The sequence below is a fragment of the Puniceibacterium confluentis genome (assembly GCF_007923445.1).
Classification (GTDB): Bacteria; Pseudomonadota; Alphaproteobacteria; order Rhodobacterales; family Rhodobacteraceae; genus Puniceibacterium; species Puniceibacterium confluentis.
Window position 1 is genome coordinate 171,292 of record NZ_VOJI01000009.1, and the last position, 25,411, is coordinate 196,702.

The 25,411-nt window shown below is 64.8% G+C and carries 23 protein-coding genes and 2 tRNA genes; 14 read left to right on the plus strand and 11 right to left on the minus strand.

Annotated elements, in window-relative coordinates; translation table 11 throughout:
- Nucleotides 1-129 precede the first annotated feature (129 nt).
- The 5 genes from FOY53_RS12235 (at nt 130) to FOY53_RS23675 (ending at nt 5,080) form a co-directional block, all read left to right on the plus strand.
- Entirely contained in the window at nt 130-1,278 is a 1,149-nt protein-coding gene (locus FOY53_RS12235) for a CaiB/BaiF CoA transferase family protein (RefSeq protein ID WP_146589188.1), read from the plus strand.
- Nucleotides 1,279-1,336: 58 nt separating this feature from the next.
- Nucleotides 1,337-1,990, plus strand: coding sequence for a hypothetical protein (locus FOY53_RS12240; RefSeq protein ID WP_146589190.1), 654 nt, complete (start codon nt 1,337-1,339; stop codon nt 1,988-1,990).
- A gap of 117 nt (nt 1,991-2,107) precedes the next feature.
- The gene (locus FOY53_RS12245) at nt 2,108-4,144 is read left to right on the plus strand and encodes an ASKHA domain-containing protein (RefSeq protein WP_146589192.1); all 2,037 of its coding nucleotides are present in this window, start codon (nt 2,108-2,110) and stop codon (nt 4,142-4,144) included.
- A gap of 58 nt (nt 4,145-4,202) precedes the next feature.
- Nucleotides 4,203-4,276: transfer RNA gene (locus FOY53_RS12250), tRNA-Gly, on the plus strand.
- 588 nt (nt 4,277-4,864) lie between these two features.
- Nucleotides 4,865-5,080, plus strand: coding sequence for a Rid family hydrolase (locus tag FOY53_RS23675; RefSeq protein ID WP_246107372.1), 216 nt, complete (start codon nt 4,865-4,867; stop codon nt 5,078-5,080).
- Between the two features lie 555 nt (nt 5,081-5,635).
- Here the strand turns inward: FOY53_RS23675 and FOY53_RS12260 are convergent.
- The 3 genes from FOY53_RS12260 to FOY53_RS12270 form a co-directional block, all read right to left on the minus strand.
- Entirely contained in the window at nt 5,636-7,462 is a 1,827-nt protein-coding gene (locus tag FOY53_RS12260; RefSeq protein WP_146589194.1) for an ABC-F family ATP-binding cassette domain-containing protein, read from the minus strand.
- A 102-nt stretch (nt 7,463-7,564) separates the two neighbouring features.
- A complete protein-coding gene (locus FOY53_RS12265; RefSeq protein WP_146589196.1) occupies nt 7,565-8,296 on the minus strand; it encodes a GNAT family N-acetyltransferase in 732 nt (243 codons plus the stop codon).
- Nucleotides 8,297-8,367: 71 nt separating this feature from the next.
- Nucleotides 8,368-8,832, minus strand: a complete 465-nt coding sequence (locus FOY53_RS12270; protein WP_146589198.1) for an outer membrane protein assembly factor BamE — start codon at nt 8,830-8,832, stop codon at nt 8,368-8,370.
- Between the two features lie 87 nt (nt 8,833-8,919).
- On the opposite strand from FOY53_RS12270, the gene FOY53_RS12275 reads away from it, so the two are divergent.
- The 9 genes from FOY53_RS12275 to FOY53_RS12315 all read left to right on the plus strand — a co-directional run bounded on the left by FOY53_RS12275 (nt 8,920) and on the right by FOY53_RS12315 (nt 15,993).
- A complete protein-coding gene (locus tag FOY53_RS12275) occupies nt 8,920-9,489 on the plus strand; it encodes a YceD family protein (RefSeq protein WP_146589200.1) in 570 nt (189 codons plus the stop codon).
- Between the two features lie 399 nt (nt 9,490-9,888).
- Nucleotides 9,889-10,095: a 50S ribosomal protein L32 gene (gene rpmF / locus FOY53_RS12280; RefSeq protein WP_089271192.1), complete on the plus strand. Its 207-nt coding sequence runs from the start codon at nt 9,889-9,891 to the stop codon at nt 10,093-10,095.
- Nucleotides 10,096-10,117: 22 nt separating this feature from the next.
- Nucleotides 10,118-11,224 (plus strand): phosphate acyltransferase PlsX, encoded by a 1,107-nt coding sequence (plsX, locus tag FOY53_RS12285; RefSeq protein WP_146589202.1) that lies wholly within the window; start codon nt 10,118-10,120, stop codon nt 11,222-11,224.
- On the plus strand, nt 11,221-12,192 hold the full coding sequence (locus FOY53_RS12290) for a beta-ketoacyl-ACP synthase III (RefSeq protein ID WP_146589204.1): 972 nt from the start codon (nt 11,221-11,223) through the stop codon (nt 12,190-12,192). The genes plsX and FOY53_RS12290 overlap by 4 nt, the downstream gene beginning before the upstream one ends.
- Before the next feature lie 96 nt (nt 12,193-12,288).
- A complete protein-coding gene (ihfA, locus tag FOY53_RS12295) occupies nt 12,289-12,591 on the plus strand; it encodes an integration host factor subunit alpha (RefSeq protein ID WP_146589206.1) in 303 nt (100 codons plus the stop codon).
- Between the two features lie 10 nt (nt 12,592-12,601).
- The gene (locus FOY53_RS23680; RefSeq protein ID WP_246107373.1) at nt 12,602-13,744 is read left to right on the plus strand and encodes a MerR family transcriptional regulator; all 1,143 of its coding nucleotides are present in this window, start codon (nt 12,602-12,604) and stop codon (nt 13,742-13,744) included.
- A 72-nt stretch (nt 13,745-13,816) separates the two neighbouring features.
- Nucleotides 13,817-13,893: transfer RNA gene (locus FOY53_RS12305), tRNA-Pro, on the plus strand.
- Nucleotides 13,894-14,064: 171 nt separating this feature from the next.
- Nucleotides 14,065-15,159 (plus strand): 2'-deoxycytidine 5'-triphosphate deaminase, encoded by a 1,095-nt coding sequence (locus tag FOY53_RS12310; protein ID WP_281289566.1) that lies wholly within the window; start codon nt 14,065-14,067, stop codon nt 15,157-15,159.
- A gap of 171 nt (nt 15,160-15,330) precedes the next feature.
- Nucleotides 15,331-15,993: a DUF1236 domain-containing protein gene (locus FOY53_RS12315; RefSeq protein WP_146589211.1), complete on the plus strand. Its 663-nt coding sequence runs from the start codon at nt 15,331-15,333 to the stop codon at nt 15,991-15,993.
- Between the two features lie 86 nt (nt 15,994-16,079).
- On the opposite strand, the gene FOY53_RS12320 is transcribed toward FOY53_RS12315, so the two are convergent.
- From FOY53_RS12320 to FOY53_RS12350, 8 genes are all read right to left on the minus strand, one after another.
- A complete protein-coding gene (locus FOY53_RS12320; protein ID WP_146589213.1) occupies nt 16,080-16,286 on the minus strand; it encodes a hypothetical protein in 207 nt (68 codons plus the stop codon).
- A gap of 83 nt (nt 16,287-16,369) precedes the next feature.
- Complete coding sequence (gene scpB / locus FOY53_RS12325) at nt 16,370-16,981, minus strand: SMC-Scp complex subunit ScpB (RefSeq protein WP_146589276.1); 612 nt, start codon at nt 16,979-16,981, stop codon at nt 16,370-16,372.
- A gap of 144 nt (nt 16,982-17,125) precedes the next feature.
- Nucleotides 17,126-17,923 (minus strand): segregation and condensation protein A, encoded by a 798-nt coding sequence (locus tag FOY53_RS12330; RefSeq protein ID WP_146589215.1) that lies wholly within the window; start codon nt 17,921-17,923, stop codon nt 17,126-17,128.
- Nucleotides 17,916-18,926, minus strand: coding sequence for a glycoside hydrolase family 3 N-terminal domain-containing protein (locus tag FOY53_RS12335; RefSeq protein ID WP_246107374.1), 1,011 nt, complete (start codon nt 18,924-18,926; stop codon nt 17,916-17,918). The genes FOY53_RS12330 and FOY53_RS12335 overlap by 8 nt, the downstream gene beginning before the upstream one ends.
- On the minus strand, nt 18,923-19,990 hold the full coding sequence (locus tag FOY53_RS23685; protein ID WP_246107375.1) for an SPOR domain-containing protein: 1,068 nt from the start codon (nt 19,988-19,990) through the stop codon (nt 18,923-18,925). The genes FOY53_RS12335 and FOY53_RS23685 overlap by 4 nt, the downstream gene beginning before the upstream one ends.
- Nucleotides 19,991-20,068: 78 nt before the next feature.
- A complete protein-coding gene (gene argS, locus FOY53_RS12340; RefSeq protein ID WP_146589219.1) occupies nt 20,069-21,814 on the minus strand; it encodes an arginine--tRNA ligase in 1,746 nt (581 codons plus the stop codon).
- A 167-nt stretch (nt 21,815-21,981) separates the two neighbouring features.
- The gene (locus FOY53_RS12345) at nt 21,982-23,802 is read right to left on the minus strand and encodes a cation:proton antiporter (protein WP_146589222.1); all 1,821 of its coding nucleotides are present in this window, start codon (nt 23,800-23,802) and stop codon (nt 21,982-21,984) included.
- Nucleotides 23,803-24,152: 350 nt separating this feature from the next.
- The gene (locus tag FOY53_RS12350; protein ID WP_146589224.1) at nt 24,153-25,313 is read right to left on the minus strand and encodes a deoxyguanosinetriphosphate triphosphohydrolase; all 1,161 of its coding nucleotides are present in this window, start codon (nt 25,311-25,313) and stop codon (nt 24,153-24,155) included.
- Nucleotides 25,314-25,411 lie beyond the last annotated feature (98 nt).

Genomic DNA, 25,411 nt, shown 5'->3' on the forward strand with positions numbered 1-25,411 from the left:
GCCGGGCGGTTCAGGGGCGGACATCCGGGCCGCCAGACTCGGGGCCGTGGCCAAAAAGACGCTTGCAGAGCGGCCGCGCCCTGCGTCTAAGGGAAGTGCTGCACGTGCAAACGACCAAAGGATGCGGACATGTCCCTGCCTCTCGCCGGCATCACCATTCTGGACCTGACCCATGTGCTCGCCGGACCGTTCTGTTCGATGACCCTGGCCGACATGGGCGCCCGGGTGATCAAGGTCGAACGCCCCGGAACCGGCGACGACACCCGCGCCTTTCCGCCCTTCAAGGATGGCAAGAGCGCCTATTTCGCCGGCCTCAACCATTCCAAGAAATCCATTGCGCTTGATCTCAAGTCCGAGGCGGACCGCTTGGTGTTCGACCGCCTGCTTGCCCGTGCCGACGTGCTGCTGGAAAACAACCGGCCCGGCGTGATGGAACGGCTGGGCTATGGCTGGCAGAAGGTGCATGCCGGCTACCCTTCGATGATTTACGGCTCGGTGTCAGGCTTTGGCCAGACCGGACCGGATGCAAAACGTCCGGCCTATGACATGGTGGCGCAGGCCCGCGGCGGCGTGATGTCGATCACCGGCGAAGCCGGGCGCGACCCGGTGCGTGTCGGCGCCTCCATCGGCGACATCGTGGCCGGCATGTATCTGGCACAGGGCATCCTCGCGGCGCTGCTGGACCGCACAAGGACCGGTCGCGGGCGGCGCATCGACATTTCGATGCTCGATGCGCAGGTGACTTTGCTGGAACATGCCATCGCCCTGACCACCGTCACCGGCAAGGCCCCCGGCCCGACCGGTGCCCGGCACCCGTCGATCGCGCCTTTCGAAACCTTCCATGCCTCGGACGGGTTGTTCGTCATCGCCTGTGGCAACGATGTGCTGTTCGAAAAGCTCTGCGTGCTGCTGAACCTGCCCATTGTCGATGATCCACGCTTTTCCACCAATCCCGAGCGCGTGAAAAATGTGCGCCTTCTCAAACGGTTGATCGAGGCGGTGACCCTGGACAACACCAAGGCCTTCTGGGTGTCGCGGCTGACGGCAGCCGGGATTCCCACCGGTCCGATCCAGAGCATTGATCAGGTTCTGCGCGATCCGCAGATTCTGGCGCGCAACATGGTTGTGGACGTGCTGGACAAGAACGGCCGCGCCGCCTTTACCGCCAGCGGCAACCCGATCAAGATGAGCGGCGCCGAAGACCGCGCCACTCGCACCCCGGCCCCGGATCTGGACGGCAACCGCGGTGAAATCCTGCGCTGGCTGGACGGATCATGAGCGGGCGCCGCTCGCCTCAAGGCGGTGGGCGGGATGTCGGCCCGTGGGGCGGCGCCGGATGAACAGGCCGGATGTCCTGCCCGCGCTCTTGCGCACGCTTGCCCGGATCGCGGTGATCGGCGCGCTTGTCTGGGTGGCGCTTCAGGCGCTGGACTGGCTGCGCATGGAAACCGGTGCCGCGGGTATGGCGGCGCTTGCGCTGCTGCTGCTGATCTACGCGCTGGTCCTGGCCGTGCCGTTCATGCCAGGGGTGGAAATCGGCCTTGCCATCCTGATGATGAGGGGGGCAGACGCCGCGCCCTTTGTCTGGGCGGCAACGGTGTCGGGACTTTCGCTGGCCTTTGTGCTCGGGCAGTTGCTGCCTTCGTCCTGGATCATCTCGGCCCTGCGCGACCTGCGGCTGACACGGTCGGCCGATATGCTTGCCCAGTTCAGCTTCGCGCCCCCCGAGCAGCGGCTGGAGTATCTGTGCCAGCGGGTCCCGGCATGGCTGGCGACTCTGCTGACCAGGTGGCGGTACCTGGCGCTGGCCGTGCTGATGAACCTGCCGGGCACGGCCTTTGTCGGTGGTGGCGGTGGTCTGGCAATGGCGGCGGGACTGAGCCGCCTGTTTGGCCCGGCCACCACATTGCTCACCTTTGTCATCGGCACGGCGCCTGTGCCGCTGATTGTCTGGGTCTTTGGCCCCGGAATCCTGCCCTGGACCAGGTGACTTCCGTCGCCTCGGGCGGCGGTGGGTCGGCATTGCCCGGGTTCGCGTCGCCTCCTGCCTTTCAACTCCCGCGACAATGGCTATGTTGCCCGCAACACAGCCATTCAGGATGCCCACATGCGCCCCGACCCACTCGTCGTCTTTACCCCGTCCGGCAAACGTGGCCGCTTTGCCAAGGGCACGCCCGTGCTCACCGCCGCACGCCAGCTCGGTGTCGATCTTGATTCGGTCTGCGGCGGACGCGGCATCTGTTCGAAATGCCAGATCACCCCGTCGTATGGCGAATTCTCCAAACACGGTGTCACCGTGGCCCCGGACGCCCTGACCGAATGGAACTCGGTCGAGCAGCGGTATGACGACAAGCGCGGGTTGAAACCCGGTCGGCGTCTGGGCTGCCAGGCCTGTGTCATGGGCGACGTGGTGATCGACGTTCCCCCCGAAAGCCAGGTCCACCGGCAGGTCGTGCGCAAGGCCGCCTCGGCCCGCCCGATCATCATGGATGCCGCCACCCGGCTGTACTACATCGAGGTGGCGGAACCCGACATGCACGAACCCACCGGCGACCTTGAGCGCATCGCCCGCGCGCTTCGGGAACAGTGGCAGATCCCCGGCATCACGACCGACCTGTCCACCCTGTCGCGGCTTCAGCCGGTGTTGCGCAAGGGCGGGTGGAAAGTCACCGTTGCGCTGCACAAGACCAGCGAAACCGCACTGCCGCGTCTGGTGTCGATCTGGCCCGGCCTGCACGAAAAGGGTCTGTACGGCCTGGCCATCGACCTCGGATCGACCACCATCGCGGCGCATCTGACCGATCTCGAAACCGGGCTGGTCGTCGCCTCTTCCGGCATCATGAACCCGCAGATCCGCTATGGCGAGGATCTGATGAGCCGCGTGTCCTATGCCATGATGAACCCCGGCGGCGACCGTGAAATGACGGCTGCCGTGCGCGAGGCGATCGACACCCTGGCCATCGACATCGCCAGGGAGGCCGACGTCGATCCCGCGCTGATCCTGGAACTGGTGTTTGTCTGCAATCCGGTGATGCACCACCTGCTGCTGGGCATCGACCCGGTCGAGCTGGGCCAGGCGCCGTTTGCGCTGGCGACATCGGACGCGCTGAATCTCGAGGCACGCGAACTGGGGCTGTCCAGCCTGCCGCCCTCCTCCAATGTCTACATCCTGCCCTGCATCGCCGGCCATGTGGGCGCGGATGCCGCCGCCGTTGCCCTGTCCGAAGAACCGGGCAAGTCCGAGGATCTCGTGCTCATCGTCGATGTCGGCACCAACGCCGAACTGCTGCTTGGCAACACCTCCCGGGTGCTGGCCTGCTCCTCTCCCACCGGACCGGCCTTCGAGGGTGCGCAGATCTCAAGCGGCCAGCGCGCAGCCCCCGGTGCGATCGAAGCGATCCGCATTGACCCGGTGACCCGCGAGCCGCGCTTCCGCATCATCGGCTCGGAGCTGTGGTCGGACGAAGACGGCTTTGACCTGGCCGCCGCCGCCAGCGGCATCACCGGAATCTGCGGCTCGGGCATCATCGAGGCGGTGGCCGAACTGCGCCTTGCCGGTCTCATGGACCCGTCGGGACTGCTGGGTTCGGCGGAACAGACCGGCAGCCCCCGCATGATCCCCGAAGGGCGCACCCATGCCTATGTGATTCACGACGGCACCGCCGAGGGCGGGCCCCTGATCACCGTCACCCAGGGCGACATCCGCGCCATTCAACTGGCCAAATCCGCGCTGTATGCCGGGGCCCGTCTGCTGATGGATGAAATGGGCGTCGACACCGTGGACCGGGTGGTGCTTGCGGGGGCTTTCGGCGCACATATCTCGGCCAAACATGCCGTGGTGCTGGGGATGATCCCCGACGTGCCACTGGACAAGGTCACGTCGGCCGGCAACGCCGCGGGCACCGGGGCGCGCATCGCGCTGTGCAACCTCGCCGCCCGGGCCGAGATCGAACGTGTCGTGCGCCGGATCACCAAGGTCGAAACCGCAATCGAGCCGCGGTTCCAGGAACACTTTGTCGCCGCGAACGCGATTCCGCACAAAACCGATCCGTTCTCTGAACTGGCCAAGATCGTCACACTGCCGAACGTATCCTTCAATGCCAGCGGCGATCGCGAAGGGCGCAGACGGCGGCGCAGCAGCTGAGAGCCACGTCGCCACTTGACGACCGTGTTGGGCCAGCGTAATCGGTGCGCATATGTGCGCGGGTATGGTGAAAAGGTATCACGAAAGCTTCCCAAGCTTCAGTTACGGGTTCGATTCCCGTTACCCGCTCCACGATTTTCCATAAAAATCAAAACGTTAAATTCCGCTGTTGCGACTTGGGCGCTGCTGGGAATGTCTGAGAAGGCTTGAGAGCGGTAACCCCGGAGTATCGCCCGGAGTGCCTTGCGGCGCGGCGTGATTACAATTTGAGTCAGGCCGGGAAAAACAGCATACCGATGTGCATCCGCCCATCTGTCACAGCGGTGCCTGACGCTGTGGCGGAGCGGATCAATCGGCGGCCGTGGCGCGACGCAGTGGAATGCAGAGATCGCCATTGACCACGAGCCCGCCGTCGTCGCCCTCATGTCCAGGCAGGATGCCACACGATCTGGGAAGAGTTTCAAGGGCCCCGCCCCGGCAATTCAGCGCTTTTGCAAACACAACGCTGACCATTGGGGCATTCCGCAAGAATGGTTGCCGCGCCACGGCGTTCTAGCGCGATACAGAGCACCAATGCCGTCAGGGCAGACCGCGAATAGTCTGCGGCCCATGCCAGGTCTGCTTTGCGGGCCAGGCCGCCATCGGCAGGTTGTCGTGGATGAGTACCGGGAAGCAGCACAGTGGTAATCTTCCTGAGAGAAACTCAGTGGAGGAGACATTATGGGACGTAAGCGAGAATTGATATCCAACGGCAACACCATGGAGGATGTCGTCGGGTTTAGCCGCGCGGTCCGTGTGGGAAACTTCATCGTGGTCGGCGGTACAGCACCGGTCGACGCGGATGGTCGTAAGGTGGGTGTCGGCGATGTCTTTATGCAAACGAAACAATGCTTAGAGATCATCAAGTCGGCGCTGGAACAAGCCGGTTCCAGTTGACATGACATCGTCAGAACCAGGGTCATCCTTACCGACTTCAATAACTGGAATGACGCTGTCGAAGCGCGAAAACTCTACTGCCGCGATGCGCGACCGGTTGACACAATCATGGCAATCAACCGTTTCGTGAATCCTGAATGGCTTGTCGAGATCAAGGTTGACGCAGTGGTCCCGGATTGACTCCTGACGCGACCCAAAGGGCCCCGGTTAGCCTTCCGGACCGTTTCACCTGTGACACCTGCCGCAAACGCATTGCCCTCCGCCGACGCGCCCGTGTTCACCTTGGACCGTGCCGCAGGGGTCAGCTGGGGCTCACTCATGAGCGATTTTGCTTGGCGCAGGGCCCCATTATGCATTCCCAAGCCGTTTGCCCGCTGTAAACCGCGCAGCCGAAAACTTGGCGCAGGGGCTGGTGTGTAGTGGCTCGGATGGCAGCTTCGACAAGGCACTTCACTGGTCGATCCGTGTCCCTATCCGTGGCAGCGACAGAGATGCCACCGAAGGTCAGACGGTCCGCGGCACAGCCACGATCCGGGGGCCGCGGTCCGGCCGTGACTACACCTGCGCGGCGGCTTCGGCCTTTTCTTCCAGCACCAGCCAGTCTTCCTCGGCCTTCGCCAGCGCGGTCTGCCGCTGGGTCAGCGCCTCGGTCGCCTTGCGGAACTTGACCGGTTCGCGGCTGAACAGCTCGGGATCGGCCATGAGCTGCTCGAGTTTCGCGATTTCGGCTTCCAGCCGGGCAATTTCGGCGGGCAGCGATTCGAGCTTGTGGCGTTCGGTAAAGCTCAGCCCCTTGGCCGCGGGCTTGCCTTTGGCCTCGGCCGCCGCCTTGGCCACCCTGGCCTGGACCTTGGGCGACACGTCGCCGTCGCCGCCGCCGCGCTGATTGCGGTAGTCGCTCCAGCCGCCGGCATAGGCCGTGGCCTTGCCGTCGCCTTCGAGCGCCACGGTGATCGACGCCACGCGATCGAGAAAATCGCGGTCGTGACTGATCAGCAGCACGGTGCCGTCGTAGTCTCCCAGAATATCCTGCAACAGGTCGAGCGTCTCGACATCGAGATCGTTTGTCGGTTCGTCCAGCACCAGAAGGTTGGATTCGCGCGCCATGATCCGCGCCAGCAGCAACCGCGCCTTTTCCCCGCCCGAGAGCGATTTGACCGGAGCGCGCGCCTGGCGTTCGTCGAACAGGAATTCCTTGAGGTAGCCGACCACATGTTTGGGCTGGCCACGCACCAGGATCTGGTCCGCCTTGCCCGAGACCCGCATTTCGGAATCGCCGGTCAGGCTTTCCCACAGCGACATTTCCGGGTCCAGCTGCGCGCGGGTCTGGTCGAACACCGCGATCTGCAGGTTGGTGCCCAGGGTGATGGTGCCCGAATCCGGCGCGATCTCGCCGGTCAGCATCCGGATCAGCGAGGTCTTGCCCACGCCGTTCGGCCCGACAAAGGCCACGCGGTCACCGCGCTGCACGGTCAGGGTGAAATCCTGCACGATCTGCGCCGCATCGAAGGCCTTGCTCACATTCTGCGCGTCGATCACCTTCTTGCCCGACTGAGGTGCCGAGGCGAGGTCCATCGCGGCTGTACCCTGACGCCGGATCATCGCCGAACGTTCGGCGCGCAGATCCTGCAGCGCGCGCACGCGGCCCTGGTTGCGGGTGCGCCGGGCGGAAATGCCCTCGACCGCCCAACGGGCTTCGGCCTTGATCTTGCGGTCCATCTTGTGGCGCTGCTGGTCCTCTTCGTCCCAGATCTTGTCGCGCCAGGCCTCGAAACCGGCAAACCCCTGTTCGGCCCGGCGTACCGCGCCCCGGTCGATCCAAAGCGTCGCGCGGGTCAGTTCGGTCAGGAACCGGCGGTCGTGGCTGATCAGGACAAAGGCCTTGCGGGTGCTGCGCAGTTCATCCTCAAGCCAGCCGATCGCCTCGATGTCGAGGTGGTTGGTCGGCTCGTCCAGCAGCAACAGGTCGGGATCCGATGCCATCAGCCGCGCCAGCGCCGCGCGACGCTTTTCGCCGCCCGATGCGGTGGCACAGGGGCGTTCGGGGTCGAACTTGAGCCCCTCTCCGGCGCGCTCGACCTTGTACATCTCGCCCGGGTCCAGGCCTTCGGCAGCATAGTCGCCCAGCGTTTCGAACCCGCTCAGGTCCGGCTCCTGCTCCATGTAGCCGACGGTTATCCCCGGCGGCACCACTCGGGTGCCGGTGTCGGCCTCGACCAGACCGGCCATGACCTTCATCAGGGTGCTCTTGCCCGATCCATTGCGCCCGACGAGCGACACGCGATCACCCGGCTGAACCACAAGGGACATGTCGGCAAAAACCGGCTCGCCTCCGAAGGTGAGAGAAATATCCGAAAGCTGAAGAAGGGGTGCTTGTGCCATGCGCAGCGGGCTAGGCCGGTGGCGTGGAAAGGTCAAGCACCTGACCCTTGTCTGAGTGAAAATACGCGCACCCTGAGCGCCCTTTCGGAAGGCCGCGGCCGCCTAGCCCGCCACCGCGCGCAGCAGTCGCTTGCGTGCCGGGGGAATCGCCGCGATCTCGACCCCGGTGAAGACGTGCAAGGTGTTCATCTGCATATCCACAACCGCATGGTCGCTGACCCATCCACCCATCATCAGATAGGTGCGCAGCAGCGGGGGCATCCGCAGCATGGCCTTTCTCGGGTCGGGTGTGCACAGCGGTCCCTGTGCGAAGCGAAAGACCTCGGGCGCCTTCACCCGCGGCTGCCAGCGCGGTGGCGCCAGATGCCGGGCATTCAACGTTGCGAAGGCATCAAGGTATTCCTGCGAGTCGGTGCCGGGAAAAGAGGCACAGCCGAACAGCAGTTCGGCGCCGGTGTGATCGACATAGGCCGTCATCGCCCCCCAGGCGATGCGCAGGATGTCGGGGTCGGTCAGCCCGGGACGGATGCAGAACCGCCCCATCTCGATCATCGGGCCGGAAAACCCGGCCAGGGCTGACAATTCGTAAAACTGCGCCGCATAGCTGCGCCCGATTTCGGATCCTGACCGCAGTGGCATAAAGCGAAAGCAGCAGACCAGTTGGCCGCTGCGCACCTCTTCGACCAGCATGTGACCACACAGGGAGTCGAAGCTGTCGCAGTCTGATCCCGCCACGCCATGAAACGCCAGATGCCGCAGCGCCTGCGCCGCCGCGACATCCTCGGGCGCGGCGGCGATCCGGCTTTGGTAGCGCCCCCTGCACAGAGTGATCATGGCACGTCTCCGACCGCGTCCGAGTTTTGTGCGCCCTCGTGGACCACTCCCGTAACGCTGCCGTGACGGTGCTAGCGGCCAGCGCTCAGAAAATCTTCGGCGGACACCCGCCCAAGGTTGCCAAAAAGTTTGCGGATAAAGCTGATATCGCCCGAACTGGACTGCGTGACCCGGCTTGAGATCGGGACGACATTGCCGTCTGCAAGCCCGAAGCGTTCGATATTGGACACGACACCGGCCGGATCGAACGAGATCGCCAGCACGTCGCGGCTGATCTCTTCCGGGGCGCGATAGGCAAAATGCCGGACGTTGGACCGGATGTAGTAATAGCCACTGTCGCTGGAGACGCCCGAGATGGTCGGAACCCCCACCAGATCCTCGACAGAGGCACGGGTGTCGACGCCGACCACGATCTGCTGAAGGTCTTCCTCAAGCGGGACATAGCCGTGGCTGCGATACTGCGCGGTGCAAGCTGACAGCGCCGCTACAGCCCCTGCCAGAAGCCCGAACCTCAGCTTCATTCCAATGCCGCTCATGCCGCCCCTCTTGCCTTGGCCTGTAGTGCCTTCTATCTCGCTTACATCAGGAATGTCAGCCCATCAAGTAAAGGACACCGCAACGCCATGGCCCCATCCGATCCCAAAAAGGCCGCTGGAACCGGTGACTTCCGTGTATCCGGCCTGTCGACGCGCGCGCCGACACACTTTTCCCTGCGCCCCGAAGCGCCCGAGCGTGAATCGATTGCCCGCACGCTGGAAATCGACGGCATTCGCAAGTTGAGTTTTGAGGGGCACATCGCGCCGCTGGGCAAGCGTGGCTGGCGGATGAAAGCCACCTTGGGGGCAACCGTCGTGCAGTCCTGCGTTGTGACGCTGGCGCCGGTGGTGACGCGGATCGACGAAGAGATCCTGCGCACTTATGTGCCGCCCGACCAGATCAAGGTGCCCGAGGAAGGCTCCGAAATCGAGATGCCCGAAGACGACACCACCGAGCCTCTGGGCGATGTCATCTCGGCCCGGGCCGCGATGATCGAGGCACTGACGCTTGCGCTGCCGCTCTATCCCCGCGCGGACGGTGCCGAGCTTGGCGAGGCGGTCTTTGCCGAGGATGGTGCCGAGCCGCTGCGCGACGCGGATCTGAAACCCTTTGCCGGGCTGGCAGGGCTGCGCGACAAACTGGACGGGAAAGACTGAAGTCCGGAGCCACCGGGCCGGCTGCCAACCGGCAGACCGGCCGGGCACCGGTCCCGGACAGGCGGAATCACCGCGACGGCTGGAATCACGGGGAAGGCCCCGAGCTGTCCTGGGGCCATCGCCCTGCCCGGCAGGGCCGGAACCTTGCGAATTCAGACGTTTCGGGGTGGCGAAAATTGCGCCGCCCCAAGGTGGCGGACCCCGAGTCGCGCCGAATCCATCCGTAACCGGACCATCCTGCGCCACAAACCGCTTGCGCTGATAAATTTTCCTCGTATTTTCGCGCCTTCATCAGGATTCAGGGTTGTGTCCGATGGGGCCTTGCGACTATGAGGCCGGACACTCCGATAACCGGGGCATGTGCGCCATGCCCGCTTCAGAACAGATTGAGGTTGAGACATGGCCGTCCAACAGAATAAAGTATCGAAATCGCGTCGCAACAACCGCCGCGCCCACGACGCCCTTGTGGCGGGGAACCCGAACGAATGCGACAACTGTGGCGAGCTCAAGCGCCCGCATCACGTCTGCCCGTCCTGCGGCCACTACGCGACCCGCGAAGTGATTGCGGCTGCGGACGAAATCGAGCTGGACGAAGACGCGGCATAAGCTTCAGGCCAAGGCCCTCCTCATGACCTCATCGCAGGATCAAAAGAAGGCGGGCGCTGGTCCCTTCGTGCTTTCCATTGACGCCATGGGTGGCGATCGGGGTCCGGCGACGGTTGTCGCCGGCATCGCCGATTCCGCCGCGTTGAATCCTGACATCAGGTTTATCCTGCACGGCCCAGCGGCCGAGCTGGAGCGGCTGGTGGCCAAGCGCAAGGGTCTGTCCGAGGTTTGCGAAATCCGCGACGCCGCGGATGTTGTCAGCATGGACGACAAGCCCAGCCAGGTCATGCGCAACGGCAAGAAGACGTCGATGTGGTCGACCCTGGATTCGGTGCGCAACGGCGAGGCCACGGTCGCGGTGAGCTGCGGCAACACCGGCGCGCTGATGGCCCTGTCGATGATCCGGCTGCGCAAGCTGCCCGGTGTCAACCGCCCGGCAATCGCGATTCTGTGGCCGTCACGCAACCCGCAGGGGTTCAACGTGATGCTGGATGTCGGGGCCGACATCCGTGCCGACGCCCGTGACCTGCTGCAATTCGCGCTGATGGGCGCCTCTTACGCCCGCAACGGTCTGGCGCTGGACAGGCCACGTGTCGGCCTGCTCAATGTCGGCACCGAAGAGCACAAGGGCCGTTCCGAGCTGAAGGAAGCGCACGAGCTGATCAGCCAGGCTGCCGATGGCGCCCAGTTCGAATTTGTCGGCTTTGTCGAAGGCGGCGACATTCCCGGCAAGAAGGCCGATGTCATCGTCACCGACGGCTTTACCGGCAATGTCGCGCTCAAGACCGGCGAAGGTACCGCCAGCCTGATCGGCGATCTGCTGAAAGAGGCGTTCGCCTATTCCCCCCTGTCGCGGCTCGCGTCCTTGCTGGCCCTGACATCGCTGCGCCGCCTGCAGAAACGCATTGACCCGCGCCGGGTCAACGGCGGTGTGTTCCTGGGGCTGAATGGCACCGTGGTAAAGTCGCACGGCTCCGCGGATGCCACCGGGGTGTCCGCAGCGGTCAAGCTTGCATTCAAACTGGCGCAGATCGGATTCACCGACAAACTGGCCGCACGGGTTGCATCCACCGCCGCGCTTGACCACGATGCCGACGGATTCGGGGCAAAGGACGGAACGACTCAATGACTGTACGTGCCGTGGTCGCAGGTGTCGGCCACTATTTGCCCGACCGGATCGTGCCCAACTCGGAATTCGAAGTGTCGCTGGACACCTCGGACGAGTGGATCAGGTCACGTTCGGGGATCGAGCGGCGCCATATCGCCGCCCCCGGTCAGACCACCTCGGACATGGCGATCCGCGCTGCCCGCGCCGCGCTGGCCGATGCCGGGCTCGAGCCGGACGACCTCGACGCCATCATCGTTGCGACCTCGACCGCCGATTTCACCTTTCCGTCCGCCGCCACGATGGTGCAGGCCGAACTTGGCATGACCAAGGGCTTCGCCTTTGATGTGCAGGCGGTCTGCGCCGGCTTCATCTACGCCCTGTCCAACGCCAATGCCCTTATCCTGTCGGGCCAGGCCAGGCGGGTGCTGATCATCGGCGCCGAGACGTTTTCGAAAATCATGGACTGGACGGACCGCAGCACATGTGTGCTGTTCGGGGATGGCGCCGGTGCCCTGATCCTCGACACCGCAGAGGGTGACGGCACGACGTCCGACCGCGGCGTGCTGTCGACCGATCTCAATTCCGACGGCCGGTACCGCGACATCCTTTATGTCGATGGCGGCGTGTCGACGCAGACCACCGGCTTTCTGCGCATGGAAGGCAAGGAAGTCTTTCGTCATGCGGTCGAAAAGCTGGCCGCGACAGCCACAACGGCGCTGGAAAAGGTCGGCCTGACTGGCGCGGACGTGGATTGGGTCGTGCCGCACCAGGCCAATATCCGCATCATCGCCGGCACCGCCAAAAAACTGGGCCTGCCGATGGATCGGGTTGTGGTGACCGTTCAGGATCACGGCAACACCTCGGCGGCATCGATTCCCCTGGCTCTGTCGGTGGGCAAGGAACGCGGCCAGATCAAGCGCGGCGATCTGGTGGTGACCGAGGCGATTGGCGGCGGTCTGGCCTGGGGCGCTGTCGTCCTGCGCTGGTAGGCTGTTAAGCCCCTGTAAATGCGTGCTTGCAAGTCATTGATATTGACTCGGAAAATCGCACCAGCCTATGCTGCCCAAAACCAGGAGGGACTCGGCATGGGCGACAAGACCCTTACACGCATGGATCTGAGCGAAGCGGTGTTCCGAGAGGTGGGCCTGTCGCGGAATGAAAGCGCCGAACTGGTCGAGGCGGTGCTGGGGCACATGTCCGACGCGCTGGTGGCCGGAGAGCAGGTCAAGATCTCATCTTTCGGCACTTTTTCGGTGCGTGACAAGGCCGCCCGCGTCGGCCGCAATCCCAAGACCGGCGAAGAAGTCCCGATCCAGCCCCGCCGGGTGCTGACCTTCCGCCCGTCACACCTGATGAAAGAGCGGGTTGCCGCAGGCAACAAACGCTGAGGAACACGTCATGAGCAAGTCCCGCGATGCCTTTCGCACAATCAGCGAGGTGGCGGATTGGCTCAACACACCGGCCCACGTACTGCGTTTCTGGGAAAGCAAGTTCACCCAGGTGAAGCCGGTCAAGCGCGCCGGCGGACGTCGCTACTATCGTCCGGCCGACATGGAATTGCTTGGGGGAATCAAGACCTTGCTGCATGACGAAGGCATGACCATCAAAGGCGTGCAAAAGGTGCTGCGCGAACAGGGCGTCAAACACGTGGCAGCCCTGTCCGCTATCAAGGCCGACGTCGCGGACGTCCGCGATGCGTCCGAGATCATCGAAGAAGCGCCCTTTGCCGATGTGCCGGAACCCGATGACATCGTCGTGCCCTTCGCCCCGTTTGTGCCGCCGGAAAAGAACCGCGGTTCTGTCCCCCCGGTGGCGCAGTACGAAGACGCCGAGGCAGAGCCAACGCTGGATCTGGACGCCGACGCGCCTGCCGACACGCAGCAGGAACCGGTCACGGATCCTGAGCCTGAACCGGCTGCCACGAGCCAACCCGAGGGTGCCGACACGCAGCAGGCCACAGCCGATGCCGCACCAGAGGACATCCAGTCTGACGAGGACTCCGAGCCGGATGTTTCCGATACGCCAGAGGCATTCGACCCTGTGAGCGCCGCGCCAGCATCAGAGGCCGTACCCATGCCGGAGGCCGTGCCCATGCCGGAGCCGGAACCCGATGCGCCCGAGACCGCCGCGACCGGCGTGCAGGACACATTTGCCGCCGACCCCGATGACAGCCCGCTGCCCGGTTTCCTTCAGGCTCCGCTGGATACGACTCCGGACGCAGCTGACGCAGCTGACGCAGAAGAATCGGACGCCGGACACGCCGGGGACGGTCCGGCCGAAGCCGCCGATATGGACGAACCGTCGGACAGCCAGGATGTCAGCGACGCAACACCGGCGCCCGATGGCGACGACACGGTTTCGATCCCTGCAACCTCCCTGCCCTCCGACCCGGACCTGGCGGCGATCGAGGTTGCACCGCACTGCCTGAGCCACCTGTCGCGGATCACGCACCTCACACCGGAACAACGCCAAGCCATCGCGCCTCTGGTGGCCCGGTTGCGTGCCCATCTGTCCGGGCCCCGGATCAACCGCGACGGTTGAGACCGCGGCGTGCAGAAAACTGACATTTCGGGCTTGCCCTCGCAGGTAAAAACGATATGACAGGCCGCAAGTCGGGCTATAGCGCAGCCTGGTAGCGCGTCCGTCTGGGGGACGGAAGGTCGCAGGTTCGAGTCCTGCTAGCCCGACCAGCTACCACATGCTCCTGCGGAGCATCCCAAGCCAATGGCTTGCCCCCAATCAGATTTCCAACATTTGTCGGCGCCCCCTCGCGTGACCCGCGAGGGTCGCAACATACTGCGGCGGCCGCACTTTGCCCTCCCCCTTGGCGGGTCGAGTTGTTATGCACAGGCAGCGCACAGATGCATGAGGAGACAGCGATGACAGGCGTTCTGGCCAGCCAGCATATCGAGGCGATGATCGCAGAGGGCACGCTGTTCTCGGACACTCCTGTTCTGGGCGCTCAGGTGCAACCCGCCAGTCTGGATCTGCGACTGGGCAACGTGGCCTACCGGGTGCGCGCCTCGTTTCTGGCAGGGCACGGTCAGAGCGTGGCCGACCGCATCGAAGAGTTTGTCATGCACAGTGTCGATCTCAGTGCCGGCGCGGTGCTGGAAAAAGGCTGCGTCTATGTCGTTCCGCTGATGGAACAGCTAACCCTGCCCGAAGATGTGCAGGCGATTGCCAACGCCAAAAGCTCGACCGGACGACTGGACCTGCTGACCCGGCTGATCACCGACGGAGGCACGGAATTCGACCGCATTGCCCAGGGTTACGCAGGGCCGCTGTATGCCGAAATCTGCCCGCGATCGTTTTCGGTGCTGGTGCGCCCGGGCATGCGGCTGAACCAGATCCGGTTTCGCAAGGGGCGTTCGGTTCTGAGCGATCCGGAACTCTCGGCGCTGCACGACAGTGACATCCTTGTCTCCGGAGGGGCGGCGGTGATCAGCGAAGGCCTGGGCTTCTCGGTCGATCTGAAACCGGCGCAGGGCACGCTGGTCGGCTACCGCGCCAAGCCGCACACCGGCGTGATCGATCTCGACCGCATCGGTGCCTATGACCCGGCCGAGTTCTGGGAGGAGCTGCGCACCGACAAGGGCCGCATCATTCTGGACCCCGATGCCTTTTACATCCTGGTGAGCCGCGAGGCCGTGCATATTCCACCGGCCTATGCCGCCGAGATGGCCCCCTATTTTGCCATGGTCGGCGAGTTCCGCGTGCATTACGCGGGCTTCTTCGATCCCGGCTTTGGTCACGCCGAGGCGGGCGGGCACGGATCGCGCGGCGTGCTCGAGGTGCGCTGCCACGAGGCCCCCTTTGTGCTCGAGCACGGGCAGATCGTGGGGCGGCTGGTGTACGAGCGGATGGCAGCGGTTCCGGGGCAACTCTATGGGCGCGACATCGCCTCGAACTATCAGGGTCAGGGATTGAAGCTGTCGAAACATTTTCGTGATTAAGTCAATATTTTCAGGAACCTGCGGAACCCTGCCGATCTGACCTCCCTGAGTGGCGGACCGGCGCCTATTTTTTCAGATCGCTGCATTTGCCGGGGAACCAGAGGCCGGTCCCGGGGCTTTCCACTCCGAAGGTTAACACGCCTTTGGAAAAACTCTGGAAGGACCAAGACAATGAAACTCAAGCAGATCGCTCTTTTCTCGACCGCAATCGTCGGTCTTGTCGCGTCGCCCGCTCTGGCCGAATTGACAGCCAATGCAACCACGGAACTGAACTTCCGTACCGGCCCGGGTCCGCAGTACGAAATTCAGGGTGTCATCCCCGCCGAGGGCGTCGTTGACGTCGCGGGTTGCCTCGACGATGGCGAATGGTGCGAAGTGTCGTTCGACGGTCAGACCGGCTGGGCCTATTCGGCTTATCTGACCACTCCGGTCGAAAACGAACCGGTGGTTCTGTATCAGCGGCCCGCCACGCTGGAAATCCAGACCGTCACCTATGACGAAGGCAACAAGGCAGCCGGCGGCGCCGCAGGGGCGACCATCGGGGCCGCAGCGGGCGCGCTTCTGATCGGCGGTCCGGCAGCCCTGGCGGCCGGTGCCATCATCGGCGCGGCCACCGGTGCTTCGTCCTCGATTGACGAAGAAACCGTGACCTATGTGCGCCAGAACCCGGTCGAGCCGGTCTACCTGACCGGCGAAGTGGCCGTGGGCGCCGGCATCCCCGACACGGTGCAGGTATATGAACTGCCCGAGCCGAAATATGCCTATGTCAATGTCAACGGCCTGCCGGTCGTGATCGACTCCGAGACACGTCGCGTCGTGACCGTAGTTCGGTAACCCGACTGACATGACACGCCAGAGGCCCCGACCATCGCGTCGGGGCCTTTTTACGTCGCAGGGACCGGCTCAACCGGTTTGCGTTGCTATCGGGCCCCGCGCCGCATCAGCCGGGCGGCCTGCCGCGCCCGTTTGGCCGTGGCGCGGGCCTGGCGTTGCTGTTGGCGTTCGGCTGGGCTCATTGGGCTGTGTCCGGCACCGCGGACAGGGTTCATCCCCGTGCCCACGCCCTTGTTGATCAGGCGGCGGACCACCATGCGCAGGACCATGTTGACGATTCGATTGACATTCATGTTGGCGATGCTCCCGGTATCTGCTCGGTGACTTCCGACGCAAGGCTAACATCGGAATGTGCGTTTTTCAGGGCCTTTCGGCATCAATCCTCGAACAATTCGCTCTGACCGCTGTCCAGCGCCTCGTCTGCGTCGGTGTCGCCTTCGCCGCCCAGTGGCATCGCGCCCGGCGGCGGGCGGTTGTCCAGCAGGCCCGCAGCGCGCAGCTCCTTCAGCCCAGGCAGGTCGCGGGCGGACTCGAGGCCGAAGTGGTCCAGAAATTCCTGGGTGACCACAAAGGTCACCGGCCGCCCCGGGGTCATCTTGCGACGACCAAAGCGGATCCACTCCATTTCCAGCAACTGATCAACCGTACCGCGCGAAACCGAGACACCGCGGATTTCCTCGATCTCCGCGCGGGTGACCGGCGCGTGGTAGGCGATGATGGCCAGGGTTTCGATTGCGGCGCGGGACAGTTTGCGGGTCTCGACCGTTTCCTTCTGCATCAGAAACGACAGGTCAGGCGCGGTCCGAATGGCCCAGGCATCCCCCACTTTCACCACCTGTACGCCCCGCCCGTCATAGCGTTTGCGCAGATGGACCAAGGCTTCGGCCGCGTCACAGCCGTGTGGCATCCGGTCGTTGAGTTCCTTGACCGTCACCGGATCGGCCGTCGCGAACAGGATGGCTTCGACCATGCGCTCCTGTTCGCCCATCACCGGGGCGTCGAACAGGCTGGGCTTGACCGGTTGATCCGGCGGCGGGGCGGTTTCGTCAGCAGACGTCAAGTTCGGTATCCGTTTGTTTTGAGAAAGACTGTTCCGGAGCGTTTGGCCCGCGCGCGTCCTGCGGGCGCTGCGTCAGACATCCCGTCCCTCGCGCCGCCGCATCTGGATCGGTGAGAACAGCTCCGACTGGCGCAGTTCTGCCTTGCCCTCCTTCACCAGTTCCAGCGAGGCGGCAAAGGTGGCCGCGGTGGCCGAGCGCCACTTGACCGGGTCGAGGTCCCAGCCCTCGGGCATGTAGGTCACAAGGTCGGTCCATGTGCCGGCAAAGCCGATCAGGCCGCGCATGCGTTCCAGCGCCTGCTCCATGGTCCAGACCTTGTCGCGGTCCATCACGAAGGGACGGAATTCGTCGCGGGTGCGAATGCGGGCGTATCCCTGCATGAGGTCCAGCAGGGTCGCGGTATAGCGCACCGCGCGGACCCGCTCGATCTCCTGACTTTCGCCCCGGGCAAAGAAGTCCCGCCCCAGCCGGTCGCGCCCCATCAGCCGTGCCGCCACATCCCGCATCGCCTGCAACCGTTCCAGCTGAAAGGCCAGATGCGCGGCAAGCTCTTCGCCCGAGGGGCCGTCTTCGGTCGGGTCCGGTGGCAGCAGCAGCCGCGATTTGAGAAAGGCAAGCCAGGCCGCCATCACCAGATAGTCGGCAGCAAGTTCGAGGCGCAGCGCCTTTGCCTCTTCGACAAAGGACAGATACTGGCGCGCCAGTTCCAGCACGGAGATCTTGCGCAGGTCGACCTTCTGGGTGCGGCTGAGCGTCAGCAGCAGGTCCAGCGGTCCCTCGAACCCGTCGACGTCGACAATCAGCGCCTCGGCGACAAGACGGTCGGCAACGCTCTGCGGGTCGGGTACAAATGGGTCCTGGTCAGTCATCCGCACGCTCTTCGGGAAGCGCCTCAAGCTGGGCCGCAAGGGCCGCGATGTCAACCTCCGGAGCTTGGGGCCGCGCCGCGAGCGCCGCCTCGGCCCGGGTCTGGGCGGCGTCGGACAGATGGCCGATCCGCCGCATCAGCGGCAGCATCTCGGACATGTCGCCGTTGCAGTGCAGGACGATGTCGCACCCGGCCGCCAGCGACGCGGCCCCGCGTTCGGGGATGGTGCCCGACAGCGCCTGCATCGAGATATCATCGGTCATGATCATTCCGGCAAAGCCCAGATCCTCGCGGATCATCCGCATCATCCGGGCCGAGGTGGTGGCCGGCTGTCCATCAAAGGCATCGTAGACCAAATGCGCGGTCATCCCCAGCGGCAGGTCGGAAAACGGCGTGAAGGCCGCGAAATCCACAGCGTGCAGGGTGTCGGCGGCGGCGGTGATGCGGGGCAGCGCCAGGTGGCTGTCCAGCTGCGCGAGGCCATGCCCCGGAATGTGTTTCACCACCGGCAGCACGCCGCCATCCAGATGCGCCTGCGCCACTGCCCGGCCGATCTCGACAACCCGCGCGACGGTTTCGCCGTAGCAGCGGTTGCGCAGGAAGGCATGGGTTTCGGGGCGCGCCACGTCCAGCATCGGCGCGCAGTTGCCGTCGATGCCAAGGGCCAGAAGTTCGGCGGCGATGATGCGGTAGCGCAGGTACATCGCCCGGCCCGCGTGATTGCCGTACTGAGCCACGTGGTCCAGCGGTGCCGGCCAGTCCCGCGCCAGCGGCGGGCGCAGACGCTGCACGCGCCCGCCCTCCTGGTCGATGAACACAGGTGCCTGCCAGCCAACGGCGGCGCGCAGATCGGCGCACAGCGCACGGATCTGGTCGCCGTCCTCGAGGTTGCGGTTGAACAGGATGAAGCCGAAGGGATTCACATCGCCGAAGAACCGGCGTTCAGCCCCGCTCAGTCGCGGCCCCGCGCAACCAAGAATGGCGGCGCCAAAGCGCGACGTCACCGGGTGACCACCGGGATGCAGTCGGCATTCTCTGACACAAAGGCCGAGCAGAACCGGCGCGCGTCCGAAATATCGGCGAAGCCATGTGCCCGCAACCGGTAGAACACCCGCCCACCGGACGAGGCGCGCTGGATCACCCGGTCCTTGCCCTCCATGTAGTCGCCGAACCGGGTTTCCAGACGGGTCCATTCCGCCCGTGCGGTTTCGGCGCTGTCATAGGCCCCCAGCTGCACGAGCCTTGTGCCTGTGGGCAGGGTTTCGGCGTCCAGTTCCGGGGTGGCGGCGGCAACGGGAACCAGAGGAGCAAGCGAGGCGGTGCGCTCGAGCCCGGTCGGGCGCAGCTGCGGGCGCAGCGAGCGGGCCACACCGGCGATCGTGCGCGGTATCGCGTCGACCAGCAGATCGGCCACCGGGGTTTCCGTGGCGGCCTCCGTGCTGGTGTCCTCTTCCAGGACGGCGGTGTCCGAGTCGTCTTCTTCGGGCATCCGTTCGACCTCGGGGATCGCGGCAACAGCGGATCCGGACAGCGGCGCCACTCCGGCGGCGATCTGATCGGCGAGCGCCTGGATCGGATCGCTGCTGGTCGGCGCGGGCATCACCGCCTTCGGAGGCTCGGCTTCGGCGGTGGTGTCCGCCGTGGTGTCCGCTGTGGCATCAAGCCCGTAGCGGACCTGGGACAGGCTGTCAGGAAGCGCGTCCGGCCGGGCCACATCGGTGATGCCAAGCGCGATGTCCTCGTCCGACAGAGCCACCGGGCGCGGCGCCAGGGTCAGGCGGTCGGCGGGATCAGCGGCAATGCCGGTCCCGGCCACATCGTTCACCGACAGCCCCTGATGGTCCGCCGCCTCGCCCCCGGGATTTTCCGGCGCGACCCGCATCGGGCCTTCGCTGGCCTGAACCACCGGAACGCCGCTCACATCGCGCATGATCAGGCGGGCGCCCCAGACACCGACTCCGGCGATCAGGGCGAGCGAAACCGCTGCCCCGGCCCAGTTGGTCATCGTTGCGATATTCGGTCTGGAACGCGCCCCTGTACCGGGCCCCGCCTGAGTGAAGTTTGCCATGTCGCCTCTCTGCCCGCCGCGAGTGGTCCCCGGGACGTGGTTCTTGCACTGCCTCGAACCGGCGACGGCGCGCTTTGGTCAGCGCATCTCTTCAGCCGGTGTCACCCCTAGGATACCAAGGCCTGCGGAAATGACAACCGAGACCGCCCGCGCGAGGGCGATTTTCGCCTGGCTTGTGGCGGCGTCGTCATCCTGCAGGAACCGCAGCGCCGGTTCGTCGTTGCCACGGTTCCAGAGCGCGTGCAGATCCGAAGCCAGTTCGTAGAGATAAAACGCCACACGGTGCGGTTCGTGGGTGCGTGCGGCAATCTCGATCAGACGCGGCCATTCGGCCAGCTTGCGCGCGACCGCAAGCTCGGATTCGTGAGTCATGGCCTCCAGATCCGCACCGGCAAGCGTCGCGTCCGCCACGTCGATCCCCGCAGCGGATGCCTTGCGCAGCACCGAATTCACCCGGGCATTGGCATACTGGACGTAGAACACGGGGTTGTCGCGGCTCTGTTCGAGCACCTTGGCAAAGTCGAAATCCAGGGCGGCATCGTTCTTGCGGGTCAGCATCACAAAACGGGTCACGTCCGGGCCAACCTGTTCGACCACATCCGCCAGCGTGACAAAGGTGCCTGCCCGCTTGGACATCTTGAAGGGCTCGCCGTTCTTGTACAGCTTGACCAGCTGGCACAGTTTGATGTCGAGCGGGACAGTGCCCCCGGACAGTGCCGAAACCGCCGCCTTCATGCGTTTGACATAGCCACCGTGATCTGCGCCAAACACATCAATAAGCTGGTCGAAGCCTCTGGAAACCTTGTCATAATGATAGGCGATGTCGGGTGCGAAATAGGTCCAGCTGCCATCGGATTTCCGGATCGGCCGATCGACATCATCACCGTGTTCGGTCGATTTGAACAGCGTCTGTTCACGCGGCTCCCAGTCCTCGGGCTTTTTCCCCTTCGGCGGTTCGAGCACGCCACGGTAGATCAGGCCCTTGGATTCAAGTTCACCGATGGCCTTTTCGATCAGCCCGGTGCCATAGAGCGACTTCTCGGAAAAGAAGGTGTCCATTTCCACGCCCAGCAGCTTCAGGTCCGCACGGATCAGGTCCATCATCGCCTCGGTGGCAAAGCTGCGCACCTCGTCCAGCCAGACCGACTCGTCCTCGTCCAGGTACCGGTCGCCGACCTTCGACTTCAGCGCCTCGCCAACCTCGATCAGGTAGTCGCCGGGATAGCTGCCTTCGGGCCAGTCAACACTGAGATCATGCGCTTCGAGATAGCGCAGATAGACGGACCGGGCGAGCACATCGACCTGCGCACCACCGTCGTTGATGTAGTATTCGCGGGTCACATCGTAGCCGGCATAGGACAGCAGGCTGGCCAGTGCATCGCCAAAGACCGCCCCCCGGGTGTGGCCGACATGCAACGGGCCGGTGGGGTTGGCCGAGACGTATTCCACGTTGACCTTTGCGCCCTGCCCCATGACGGAACGGCCATAGCCGGTGCCTTCGCTCAGAACCGCGCGGGTGACGTGCTGCCAGACCACCGGTGCCAGACGCAGGTTCAGGAACCCCGGTCCCGCGACCTCGGTGGAAGTCACGCGGTCATCAGCCAGCAGCAGCGGCGCCAGTGCCTCGGCAATATCGCGTGGCTTCATCCTTGCGGGTTTGGCCAACACCATTGCGGCATTGGTCGCCATGTCGCCGTGCAGCGGATCGCGCGGCGGCTCGACTGTGACCGGACCCAGGTCCAGCCCTGCGGGCAGCGTGCCCTGAGCCTGAAGTTGCGCGATGGCGGAAGCCACCAGTGTACCGATGTCGGAAAAGAGGTTCATTTTAGCCGTCCTGTCTGTTGGCCCGGGTTTACCACGGCAAGGTCCGGCGTCAATGCCGCGCGCCCGCGACAGACCGGCCACGGCGCGGCGTGTCCGCGCGCCGTGCCGTCACCTCACCCTGTCCGGGGCACCGGTTGTCCCGGCAGCGCCCGGACAGGCATCAGCGGTCAGCTGTCTTTGCGTTCGGGCCGAGCAGGCAGCAGCGACAAGAGCCGGATCCCTTCGGCGCTGCGCGGTTCGTCATCGGGCCCCAGGAACCGCAGGGCGCCGCCATTGGTGCCGAGATCAGCAATGGCGGTTCCTTCGGGATGGGTTTCGCGCCACTTTTCCAGCGGAAACTCCTCGCTCAGCTTGGTCACACGGAATTCACAACCGTCGGTGATGCGTGCATTCGCCGAAGCGTAGGTGTCACTGGGCCCGAAGGCGCGCCCCCCCAGGGTGGCCGGCAGCGAATGCCGGGTGCTCTGTTCCTTGGCGCGCCGCAGTTGAAAGACGTTTTCGCGTCCGAACTCCGGGGCGAGGTCGGTGGCCACGAGGGTGTTGTATGCGTCGTTGTCGGTGGCCGCGATGAGCTGTTCGTAACGCACAAGGTCCAGCCGGTGCTCCGCCGCCTCGGACAGAATGTCACCAAAGAAGGTGTCGATTCCCGCCTCGCGGGCGGCGCGCAGATGGGCATGGTTGGGATCGGCGATCATCACCGGCAGGTCCATCTTCTGCAAGGCCTGCGCCAGCGCCACCGACCAGCGCGACCCGCCAACGATCAGCACCCCAGGACGGTCTGCGGCATGCAGCCCCAGCCAGCGCGCCATCGGGCTGAGCGTGAAGCCGTGCAGCACCACGCTGGCGGCCACCAGAGCAAAGGCAAGGGACGACACCTGGCCGCCATCCTCGATGCCGATGGCGGCCAGCCGTTCGCCGAACAATCCGGCCACAGCCACGAGCACCACGCCCCGCGGTCCGGTAAAGGCGACGAGTATCCGTTCCGCCCAGGGCACATCCGAAAATGCCAGCGAGGCCAGTACCGACGCCGGCCGCGCCACCAGCAGCACGGTGATCACAAATGCCAGCGTCCGCCAGTCCATCGCCATCAGCGTCTCGCGGCTCATGTTGGCGGCCAGGAGAATGAACACCCCCGACACCAGCAGCACCGTTGCATGCTCCTTGAACCGGCGCATTTCGGTAAAACTCGGCAGGTCCGAATTCGCGATCCACAACCCCATGAGGGTGACCGCCAGCAGGCCGCTTTCGTGCAGCACGTGATCGGACAGCGCAAAGGTCGCCAGAAGCACGACGAACAGCACCGGAACCTTCATATATTCGGGCACCCAGCCCAGACGGAAAGCACGCGCGATGCCAAAGCCCGCGGCCAGCCCCAGCGCCGACGCCGCCAGGATTCCGACAACCATCTCCCACACCGCCGAGGCGGCTTCGGTCTGGGTCTGCAACACGATGACGACCTCGAACGCCAGCACGGCGGCCAGCGCGCCGACCGGATCGTTCACGATCGCCTCCCACTGCAAGAGCGCCGCAGGCCGCCGCCGCAGCCGGGCCTGACGCAGCAGCGGCGCGATCACCGTGGGGCCGGTGACAATCAGGATGCCGCCAAAGACGGCAGAAGTTTCCCAACTGAGGCCGGCGATGTAGCGCAATGTCAGCGCCGACAGAAGCCAGCCCAGCGGGGCGCCGATCACGACCAGCCGCCGGACACCGACCGCCGCGTCACGCAGCGAGCGAAAGTTGAGGGTCAGGCCCCCTTCGAACAGGATAATGGCAACGGCGATGGCGATGATCGGGCTCATGATGTCGCCAAAGTCACGCTTGGGGTCGAGCAGGCCCAGCACCGGCCCGACGAGCAGTCCCGCCAACAGCATGAGCACGATGGCGGGCATGCGAAGACGCCAGGCCAGCCACTGCGATCCGACACCAAGCACGCCCACCAGCGCAAATCCAAGAACGGGGTCGATCCCCGCCAGTTCCGAAGTTGCCATGGGGCGTCTCTGCCTTTCTTCCGCGTTGTGCGGCTTGATCCTGTGCCGGTACGATATATCCGGTTTTACCCGGGGCCGACCAGCACCGATGTCGGGCGGGGTAGCTTCATCCGGGGACGCAGGTCAGGTCTGTCTGGTTTCGTGCCGGCTGCCGAGGTGCACTTGCCAACGCCGCCTGGCCAGATTGGTTCCCATGCTCCGGACGCCGCCGGGTGCGGGCGTTAATCATGGGTGGCCAGCCGAACCCCGGACCTTGCGGCAGAGTCCCGGCAGGCGGTGGTCGGCCCCGCACCTCCCGCCAAGCCGGCGCGACAATCCCGATGCCCCCGGTCACCGCGCCATAGCCGCCATCAGTACCCGGTTTGCAACAGGTCCAGCCCTGTCAGTCGGGTGTGCTGCTGCAGGGCGAAACGGTCCGTCATCCCGGCGATATAGTCGGCCACCAGCCGGGCCAGCCCGGCATCCCCGGCTGCGGCGGCAATGTCGCTGTGCCAGCGCTTCGGCAACTCGTCCGGGCGCGACATGTACAGCGGAAACAGGTCATTCACCACCTTGGTGACCTTTTCACGCTGCTCCATGACACTGGGCGCACGGTACATGTGTTCGAACAGAAAGGACCGGATACCGCGAATCTGCGCCCAGACCGGATCTGAAAAGGCGATCACCGGGCGACCGAGATCGCGCACCGACTGCGCGTCGGCACAGCCGGCCTCTTCCATCCGGCGGCGCGAGGTGTCGATCACATCCGCAACCATCGCCCCGAACACCCGCCGCAGCGCCTCGTGGCGGCGGCGATAGGCGTCGAGCCCGGGATAGGTCGCATCGACCTCGGCATAGGCGGCATCGATCATCGGCAGACGCGCGATCTGATCCTCGCTGAACAGGCCGGCGCGCAGCCCGTCATGCAGATCGTGATTGTTGTAGGCAATGTCGTCCGACAACGCCGCGACCTGTGCCTCGGCGCTGGCATGGGTGTGCAGTTCGAGGTCATGCAGCCGGTCGTATTCCTGCAGGGCCTGCGGCAGCGGCGACAGGACCGGACCATTGTGTTTTGCAATGCCTTCAAGGGTTTCCCAGGTGAGGTTCAACCCGTCGAACTCGGCATAATGCCGCTCGAGCGAGGTGACGATCCGCAGTGCCTGGGCGTTGTGGTCAAACCCGCCCCAGGGCTGCATCAGCAGATCCAGCGCGTCCTCGCCGGTGTGACCAAACGGAGTGTGCCCCAGGTCATGCGCCAGCGCCACCGCTTCGGTAAGATCGGTGTTGAGGTCGAGCGCCCCGGCGATGGTGCGTGCGACCTGCGCCACTTCGATCGAATGGGTCAGACGGGTGCGATAGAAATCGCCCTCGTGTTCAACGAACACCTGCGTCTTGTGTTTCAGCCGCCGGAAGGCCGAAGAATGAATGATCCGGTCGCGGTCGCGCTGAAAACACGACCGGAAGGCGCTTTCCTCTTCGTCGAAAAGCCGTCCGCGAACGCGGTGCGGGTCGCAGGCCTGTGGGGCGCGCATATCTTATTCCTGTTCCCGGGACCGCAGCGCAGCCCATCTCTTGTCGGTCGTCGTCGGGATACGTATATAAAGCCCAGCCTTGGAAAGAAACACCGCGA

What these genes read in the sequence shown, in the direction of transcription:
- FOY53_RS12235 (WP_146589188.1), top strand. Translation starts at nt 130, where the DNA reads ATGTCCCTGCCTCTCGCCGGCATCACCATTCTGGACCTGACCCATGTG.
- FOY53_RS12240 (WP_146589190.1), top strand. Translation starts at nt 1,337, where the DNA reads ATGAACAGGCCGGATGTCCTGCCCGCGCTCTTGCGCACGCTTGCCCGG.
- FOY53_RS12245 (WP_146589192.1), top strand. Translation starts at nt 2,108, where the DNA reads ATGCGCCCCGACCCACTCGTCGTCTTTACCCCGTCCGGCAAACGTGGC.
- FOY53_RS23675 (WP_246107372.1), top strand. Translation starts at nt 4,865, where the DNA reads ATGGGACGTAAGCGAGAATTGATATCCAACGGCAACACCATGGAGGAT.
- FOY53_RS12260 (WP_146589194.1), bottom strand. Translation starts at nt 7,462, where the DNA reads ATGGCACAAGCACCCCTTCTTCAGCTTTCGGATATTTCTCTCACCTTC.
- FOY53_RS12265 (WP_146589196.1), bottom strand. Translation starts at nt 8,296, where the DNA reads ATGATCACTCTGTGCAGGGGGCGCTACCAAAGCCGGATCGCCGCCGCG.
- FOY53_RS12270 (WP_146589198.1), bottom strand. Translation starts at nt 8,832, where the DNA reads ATGAGCGGCATTGGAATGAAGCTGAGGTTCGGGCTTCTGGCAGGGGCT.
- FOY53_RS12275 (WP_146589200.1), top strand. Translation starts at nt 8,920, where the DNA reads ATGGCCCCATCCGATCCCAAAAAGGCCGCTGGAACCGGTGACTTCCGT.
- rpmF (WP_089271192.1), top strand. Translation starts at nt 9,889, where the DNA reads ATGGCCGTCCAACAGAATAAAGTATCGAAATCGCGTCGCAACAACCGC.
- plsX (WP_146589202.1), top strand. Translation starts at nt 10,118, where the DNA reads ATGACCTCATCGCAGGATCAAAAGAAGGCGGGCGCTGGTCCCTTCGTG.
- FOY53_RS12290 (WP_146589204.1), top strand. Translation starts at nt 11,221, where the DNA reads ATGACTGTACGTGCCGTGGTCGCAGGTGTCGGCCACTATTTGCCCGAC.
- ihfA (WP_146589206.1), top strand. Translation starts at nt 12,289, where the DNA reads ATGGGCGACAAGACCCTTACACGCATGGATCTGAGCGAAGCGGTGTTC.
- FOY53_RS23680 (WP_246107373.1), top strand. Translation starts at nt 12,602, where the DNA reads ATGAGCAAGTCCCGCGATGCCTTTCGCACAATCAGCGAGGTGGCGGAT.
- FOY53_RS12310 (WP_281289566.1), top strand. Translation starts at nt 14,065, where the DNA reads ATGCATGAGGAGACAGCGATGACAGGCGTTCTGGCCAGCCAGCATATC.
- FOY53_RS12315 (WP_146589211.1), top strand. Translation starts at nt 15,331, where the DNA reads ATGAAACTCAAGCAGATCGCTCTTTTCTCGACCGCAATCGTCGGTCTT.
- FOY53_RS12320 (WP_146589213.1), bottom strand. Translation starts at nt 16,286, where the DNA reads ATGAATGTCAATCGAATCGTCAACATGGTCCTGCGCATGGTGGTCCGC.
- scpB (WP_146589276.1), bottom strand. Translation starts at nt 16,981, where the DNA reads ATGGGCGAACAGGAGCGCATGGTCGAAGCCATCCTGTTCGCGACGGCC.
- FOY53_RS12330 (WP_146589215.1), bottom strand. Translation starts at nt 17,923, where the DNA reads ATGACTGACCAGGACCCATTTGTACCCGACCCGCAGAGCGTTGCCGAC.
- FOY53_RS23685 (WP_246107375.1), bottom strand. Translation starts at nt 19,990, where the DNA reads ATGGCAAACTTCACTCAGGCGGGGCCCGGTACAGGGGCGCGTTCCAGA.
- argS (WP_146589219.1), bottom strand. Translation starts at nt 21,814, where the DNA reads ATGAACCTCTTTTCCGACATCGGTACACTGGTGGCTTCCGCCATCGCG.
- FOY53_RS12345 (WP_146589222.1), bottom strand. Translation starts at nt 23,802, where the DNA reads ATGGCAACTTCGGAACTGGCGGGGATCGACCCCGTTCTTGGATTTGCG.
- FOY53_RS12350 (WP_146589224.1), bottom strand. Translation starts at nt 25,313, where the DNA reads ATGCGCGCCCCACAGGCCTGCGACCCGCACCGCGTTCGCGGACGGCTT.